Origin of the sequence: Bradyrhizobium sp., from assembly GCF_019242285.1 — a bacterium.
Taxonomy (GTDB): domain Bacteria; phylum Pseudomonadota; class Alphaproteobacteria; order Rhizobiales; family Xanthobacteraceae; genus Bradyrhizobium.
In genome coordinates, this window is the sequence record NZ_JAFAVV010000098.1 from 1 (window position 1) to 6,765 (window position 6,765).

General features: G+C 64.2%; 7 protein-coding genes. 3 read left to right on the forward strand and 4 right to left on the reverse strand.

Annotation, left to right across the window (positions count from 1 at the left end; all coding sequences use genetic code 11):
- Positions 1-881: 881 nt before the first annotated feature.
- A complete protein-coding gene (locus JOY90_RS03770; protein WP_291689824.1) occupies positions 882-2,027 on the forward strand; it encodes a tripartite tricarboxylate transporter substrate binding protein in 1,146 nt (381 codons plus the stop codon).
- A 31-nt stretch (positions 2,028-2,058) separates the two neighbouring features.
- Positions 2,059-2,922, forward strand: coding sequence for an aspartate/glutamate racemase family protein (locus JOY90_RS03775; protein ID WP_291689825.1), 864 nt, complete (start codon positions 2,059-2,061; stop codon positions 2,920-2,922).
- Positions 2,923-2,956: 34 nt separating this feature from the next.
- On the opposite strand, the gene JOY90_RS03780 is transcribed toward JOY90_RS03775, so the two are convergent.
- Entirely contained in the window at positions 2,957-3,757 is an 801-nt protein-coding gene (locus tag JOY90_RS03780) for an alpha/beta fold hydrolase (protein ID WP_291689826.1), read from the reverse strand.
- 178 nt (positions 3,758-3,935) lie between these two features.
- On the opposite strand from JOY90_RS03780, the gene JOY90_RS03785 reads away from it, so the two are divergent.
- Positions 3,936-4,253 carry a hypothetical protein gene (locus JOY90_RS03785; protein WP_291689827.1) on the forward strand — a complete coding sequence of 106 codons (318 nt, stop codon included), beginning with the start codon at positions 3,936-3,938 and terminating at the stop codon, positions 4,251-4,253.
- A 93-nt stretch (positions 4,254-4,346) separates the two neighbouring features.
- Here the strand turns inward: JOY90_RS03785 and JOY90_RS03790 are convergent, their stop codons facing one another.
- The 3 genes from JOY90_RS03790 to cysC form a co-directional block, all read right to left on the reverse strand.
- A complete protein-coding gene (locus JOY90_RS03790; protein ID WP_291689828.1) occupies positions 4,347-5,024 on the reverse strand; it encodes a LysR substrate-binding domain-containing protein in 678 nt (225 codons plus the stop codon).
- A 25-nt stretch (positions 5,025-5,049) separates the two neighbouring features.
- Positions 5,050-6,021, reverse strand: a complete 972-nt coding sequence (locus tag JOY90_RS03795; RefSeq protein ID WP_291689829.1) for a LysR family transcriptional regulator — start codon at positions 6,019-6,021, stop codon at positions 5,050-5,052.
- Between the two features lie 252 nt (positions 6,022-6,273).
- The coding region (gene cysC / locus JOY90_RS03800) for an adenylyl-sulfate kinase (protein WP_291689830.1) at positions 6,274-6,765 on the reverse strand (492 nt) is incomplete at its 5' end.

The following is a 6,765-nucleotide window of genomic DNA, read 5'->3' on the forward strand; positions in this document are numbered from 1 at the left end:
CGGTGGTCACGCTCTTACTTTAAAACGACAGGCTTTGGAGCGCGAGGCCGCTTTGCCCACCCTGCGGCGCCGAGACACACCTGTGCGTTCTCGCGGCACGATTGAGCGGAGTTTGTTCGAGGAGGCGGCCCTCGATTCGAAGAGGGCGCGGGGAATGCCGGATGCTGGCCGCACCCGCGAGCCTTGCGTGCAGAAAAGTGTGCGCATTACGCACGCAAGCAACACAGGTTCAGCCGGAACAACCGGCATTCCCCGCGCAATGGTTTTAACGGCTGCTCCGTGCTCTCCCTGGTGCGCCGGGCTTGTTGGCCACCATCGCCCGCGCGACGCGAAGCGTCGTCACGAGCTTGACATCAGCGTCGGGATGCCAGGACCACACCGCTTGGCCGTCCGCGCCGGCGCCGTTCGTCGTACGGTGCCGTCACGTCCATCGCATCCCGCCTCGCGTTTCGTGACGATTGGCCGTAACGCCCCTCTCCTCGAGGCGGGACGGGGGGATTATGCCCCTGATTTGGGGTCGGCGTCAAGTAAAATTACGAAAAACAGAAGTGGTGACTGCGGTGGATTGGCGCGATGGGCAGTTGGGCATGCTGGCCTGCGAGCTCTTGCAGCCTAGCGCGACGAGGCAGCGCTATGCTGCAAGCGGGACGCCCGAGCCCTGCAGAAAACTTCCGGTCGAAAGCTACAAGCGAGGGCTATGCTCTCAGCGCGAGTTGGGCGGGCTCAACGTTCGAACCAATCGTTCCGTGGAGGAGCGCGATGACCAGCCTTTCGCGTCACCGCCATGTCGTCAAAGTCGCTCGCAACCAACGGGCCAGGTTGCGACCACGGACGTGCTGCGGATTACGCTGCGCTAATCCGCTTTACGAGTTGCCGGGTGCGTGCCGCGCAGGCAGCTTGCCGAGCTCATGCGTCCGACGCGGCACCCCACGCGGACGGCGAGCCTTGACACGATTTTGCCGCTCGAACGACAATCGATCCGGGATGCCGTATCACGATGCGATACGGCGGGCGCGTCACGACAAGTGAAAAATTCGGGGGTATCAATGTCGATCAGTCGAAGAGGCCTGATACGTCGCGCGTCGCTGGCCGCCGCGGCCCTCGGCGTTCGCCAGGCGTTCGGAGAGGGGAGGTGGCCGGATCAGACGCTGCACGTCATCGTGCCGCGTGCGCCGGGAGGCGGCACGGACATTCTGATCCGGAATCTGTCGACGGGGATGCAGGACCGGCTGGGGCAACCGTTTCTGGTCGAAAACAAGCCGGATACGGCCGCCGTGATCGGCGCGACCTACGTCGCGCGCGCGAGGCCGGACGGCTACGTGTTCCTGGCGTGCGACAATGCGTTCTACCAGAATCCCGCAATCCTCAAGAGCCTGCCGTTCGACACGCTCAGGGACTTTTCCGGCGTCACGATGCTCGCGAACGCGCCCGTCATTCTCGTCGTCAACGCGGAAGGTCCCTTCAGGAGCGTGAGCGATCTGGTCAGGGCCGCCAAGGAAAAGCCGGGGACGCTGACCTTCGCATCGGGCGGCATCGGATCCTCCACGCATTTTGGCGGCATCCAGTTCGGCCTTGCGGCTGGGGTGAACCTCATCCACGTGCCGTATCGATCGTCCGGAGCGGCCCTCAATGACCTCCTGGGCCAGCAGGTCACGATGCAGTTCGGCGGGATCAGCTCCGCCAAGGGGCAGATCGACGCCGGGAAGCTGCGGGCCTTGGCGACGACCGGAGCCTCCCGCGACCCGGCGCTGCCCGAGGTCCCGACGTTCAGCGAGTTGGGTTTGAAGGACGTCGATATCATGAGCCTCTGGGGCGTTCATGCACCGGCCGGAACGCCGATCGAAATTCGCAGCAGGTTTCGCGACATGCTGCTCGAGGTCATGAAGCTGCCGGACATCAGCAAGCGGATGTCGGATCTCGGATACAACCGCATCGGCAGCACCCCGGACGAACTCGATGCCGAGACGAAAAGGCTGGTCGCGCAATGGATCGATCTGGGCCGCCGGGTGAAGCTGGCCGGCGACTGACCGGCGCCGCGGGTCAAGGAAAGAGCGGGCCATGAGCCAAGCGACGAGCAAATATCGATTTCACCTCATCAACGCGTTCAGCCTCTCGGAAAGCTCCAGCTTCAGGCTGCGATCATTCGCTGGGCCGAAGGAAAGCATCATCTACAACTATCAGGACGTCGCGCCGTTTCTCGACGGAATCGAATGGGACGTGCATCCCGGCGCTCCGGCCAGCCACGGCGATTGGCCGGTGGAGAAGCAGGAGGAGTTCGCCAGCGTCGGCGTCAACAGGCTGCCGCTGGTGCGCGAGGCGTGCCGAAGCGGAAAGTACAATGCCATCGTCCTGCTGGGCGGTGGCGATCCCGGCTTCTGGCCGGCCCGCGAGATCGGGCGCGAATACGATATTCCGGTGACGACCGCGGCGCATTCGCAGATGCATATCGCCGGCATGCTGGGCAACAAGTTCAGCATCGTCGACATCTCCGAAACGCACAACATGCAGATGTACAATCTGGTCGTGCAGTATCGCTTCACCGACAAATGCGCATCGATCCGCAACGTCAACTATCCGCTGCCGCGCCCCCGTCACGACGACCCCGGCTCCATTGAGGCGGAGAAGGAAAAGGCGTCGCGCGGTGAGCCCTCGGGAATGCTGGAGGCCGCCGAGCGGGAGGCCATCGCTGCGATCGAGGAGGACGGCGCCGAGGTCATCCTGCTCGGCTGCTCGGCGGCGTTCTGGTTGCAGCCGTTCCTGCAACGCAGGCTCGCGGCGGCGGGCTGGGACGTTCCGGTGCTCGAAGGCTTCCGCTGCGCCATCGAGCTTGCCAAGCTTTTCGTCGATCTGGGCGTCGGCTCCAGCGGACTCATGATCCCGTCCGAGCGGCCCGTGCGCTGGCGGCGCAAGAAGACGTTCTGATCGCCGGGCGGCCCGGCCGGGATCAGAAAATCTCTCACCAATGCTTCGCCAGGAACGTCATCAGATCTTCGACGCAACGCGCAGCGTAGCCATCGCAGATGTTGTGGGCCGCGGTGTCGTAATAGAGCAGCTCCGAGCCTGCAATTCGCCGATTCATGTCCTGGTAGGCACTTGCATGCCCGATCTTCTCCCGGCCGGCGGCGACGATCAGCGTCGGCGCCTTGATCCTGGAAACCTCGTCCATGAAGTCGTGCGAGCTCATGTGAAGGACGAAACGGGCAATGAAGGCAGGATCGTTCGATCCGGCCTGCTCGATGAACCATCTTACCAGGGCCGGATCGGCCGACGAATCGAAACGCTCCTCGATCGTATCGGACAAAAACCGCTTCAGGCCGACTTCCCTGATCTTCGGAATCCAGGTCGGCGCGTGGCTGTGCTTCAGTCCGGGCGTCGATCCGAACAGCGCCAGCGACTTGACCCGGTCCGGGTGGTTGATCGCCAATTGCTGCGACACATATCCGCCGGCAGAGTTGCCGACGACGTGCGCGGCATCGGCGCCGACCAGGTCGAGCAGCGCCAGGGCGTCGGTGACCAGCAACGCGAGCGAGAAATCATCCGTCGGTTTCGGGATCTGGGAATTGCCGTGGCCCCGCAGATCGAGCCTGACGACGCGGTAGCGGCGCGCGAGCGACGGCACCCATTGAAACCAGCGCCGGGAATTGCCCATGGCCGCATGCAGGAGAAGGACGGTATCGGGCTTGCGCCATGGATCGGTGAAGTCGTCGACATAATAGGCCAGCTCGAGGCCGTCGGACGTCCTGAAGGCGAGATTCATCGGCTTTATTCGCGCTTTATTCGCTCGGTCCGGGCGCCTGGACTCCTGATGCCGCGGAACGGTACTGGAGGGCCGTCGGGCTGGCAAGTTTCCGCGAGCCTGAAAATGACGATCCACGATAGGAAACGTTCGAAGGCTCGCACGTTACCGGACCGGGACAACGCATTGGAGGAGATCTATGCGAACCTCGATTTTGGCGTTGATTGCCGCCGCCGGAAGCGCGATTGCCTTCCCTGCGACGGCGCAGCAGCAACAGGCCGCACCTAGCGAGCAAACCAGCGAGCAGATCCACCGGGACGTGGACAAGGATCTGAAGACCACCGAGCCCAACGAGCAGATGCAGCGTGACGCAGACAAGGGAGTCAAGACTCGCAACTCCGGAGCGTCCGGATACGTAGCGGATCAAGACAAGCCAGGCGCTGCCGCCCATCCTCCGGGTCAGCCGGAAAGCGGGCAGACGACGACGGGTTCGAGCCGGACTGACGCTCCGAAGTAGGACCGCGTAGGGCGGATTGGCCGAAGGCGTAAGGCGCCACTTCTGATGCAGCGGATGACGCTTCGCGAATCCGCGTTGCGGGCTGACGTTGCCCTATGACCCGTTACCGTCCCTTGGCGATATGTCTTCTCGAAACGCCGCCAGCATCGCCTCGCGCAGCCAATGGTGACCGGGGTCGTCCGTGTTCCTGGCGTGCCACAGCATGTGGACGGTCTGCGCCGGGAGCATGACCGGCATTTCGTGGATGACGATATCGAAATTGCGGGCGATGCGGTGGGCGAACCAGCGCGGCAGGACGCCGATCAGGTCGGTACGCTCGACGATCGGAGCGATCGAGGCCATCTTGTTGACCATGTAGACCACGCGCCGCTTCAAGCCCTGGGCAGCCAGGTTCTCGTTGAGCTTGACGAGCCCGCGCAGCGGCGGCACCAACGTGACATGCCCGAGCGCGCCGAAGGTCGTGCGGTCCAGAGTCCCGCCGATGCCGGGATGGCCGCGGCGCGCGATTGCCACGGCGTCCGTGCTGACGATCGGGATCGCGATGATATCGGGCGCGCCGACCGGATAAGCGTAGCAGGCAAGGTCGATCTCACCGGTGCGCAAGGACGCCGCGAAATCCGCCGTGCCGCGCACACATTCGATCGTCATTCCCGGCATCGCATCGGCAATCCGCCGCAACACCGGCGGCAGCATGATCGGTTCCAGCGGATCGAACATCAGCACGCGGAACAGCCGCTTATGGAAGGCGGGATCGATGTGGCTCGGTTGCATTTGCGTTCGGTCGCGTGGGCCAATGTCAGTTTGGAGCGCCCCAGTCATCGGCTGCTCTTTCGCGGGCATCAGGCGGCGGGGGGCCGGCAAGCCCGCCGCCGTGCTGCCGGACCGCCGCCAGCATCGCCTCCCGCAGCCAGCACAGGCCCGGATCGGTCCCGTTCTTCACATGCCAGATCAGGTGCAGATATTGCTCGGAATTGTGGAACGGAAGCGGGTGAATCGTGACGCTGAAATGATCCGCGATCTCCGCGGCAAACCAGCGCGGCAGGTGTCCGATGAGCTCGGTACGCTCCACCAGCGAGACAATCGACCAGACCTTGGTGACCAGGCAAACGATGCGGCGCGACGCCTGGTGGGCCGCCAGATCCTCCTCGACATGCAGGTTTGCCTGCAGTTCGGGCAGCAGTGCCACGTGCCCAAGCCGTGTGTAGGTCGCAAGGTCGAGCGCGTCGCCGATGTCCGGGTGGCCGTGCCGGGCGATCGCCACCATCTCGACCGGGCAGATCGGCAGGGTGACGATATCAGGCGCATCGAAAGAACAGGGATAGCACGCGAGATCCAGGGCGCCGGAGCGCAATTGCTCGGCGAGATCCGGACTGGTCGGCAAACAGGATTCGATCGAGATGTACGGGGCCTGATCGGCGATCAGGCGTAGCACCGGCGGCATCACGATGGCCTCGATCGGGTCGATCAGCAGGATGCGAAAGTGTCGCCGATAGGTGGCGAGATTGATGGCGTGCGTGCCCGATCGTTGCCCGATGCCGAGCGCCTCGCGCGCCGGCGCAATCATTTGCTGCGCTTTCGCAGTCGCTTCCAGACCATGCTGGCCGGCGGTGAATAGCGGGTCGCCCATCAGCATGCGCAGACGGTCGAGCGCGTTGGAGAGTGCGGGCTGGCTCATGCCGAGCTGCTTCGCCGCATCACTGATATCGGTCGAAGAATAGATCGCCTCGAAGACGATCAGCAGATCGAGGTCAAGCTTTCCGAGGTTCATCCGCCACCTGGCCACGCCGCACACTTGCGGTCGCAAGCTATGGCGTGCTGACGACGGCTATTCTAGCAAAAAATGTCTGGCCTCGAATTCAAAATATGACTCGGGTTGTACGGAGAAAATATTCCACCTTTCGCAATTTGAGCGATTTTACCCGCCGGGGCGGCGGATTGGCGGAACCGCTCGACGCGCGCGAATGGCCTCACTCGCCGCGTCGCGGCGGATTACGCTTCCCTATCCGCCCTGCGCCACGCTTCAGATATTCGCTGCCAAATCGGCGAGCTCGTCGAACAGCACGCCGGTCTCTGCCAGCATGCGCTCGATCGCGTCGGTGGCTTCGCTCACCGTCCGGCTCGAGGTGTCGAGCGTCAATTCGCAGCGCTCGGGCGGCTGATAGTCGTTGCCGATGCCGGTGAAGGCGACCAGGGTGCCGGCGCGGGCCTTGGCGTAGTGGCCCTTGGGGTCGCGGCTCTCGCAGACCTCGGCGGGGGTGGCGACATGGATCTCGCGGAAGGTTTCGTCGGCGATGCGGCGGGCGGCGGCGCGGTCCTCGCGGGAGGGCGAGACGGCGGCGACGACGGCGATATGGCCGTTGCGGGCGAGATGCGTTGCGACCTCGGCAAGGCGCCGGATGTTCTCGCTGCGGTCCTCGGCTGAGAAGCCGAGATCGCGGTTCAAGCCGGCGCGCAACGTGTCGCCGTCGAGCAGGATCGGCGAGCCGCCGCGCGAGAACAGCCGCCGTTCCAG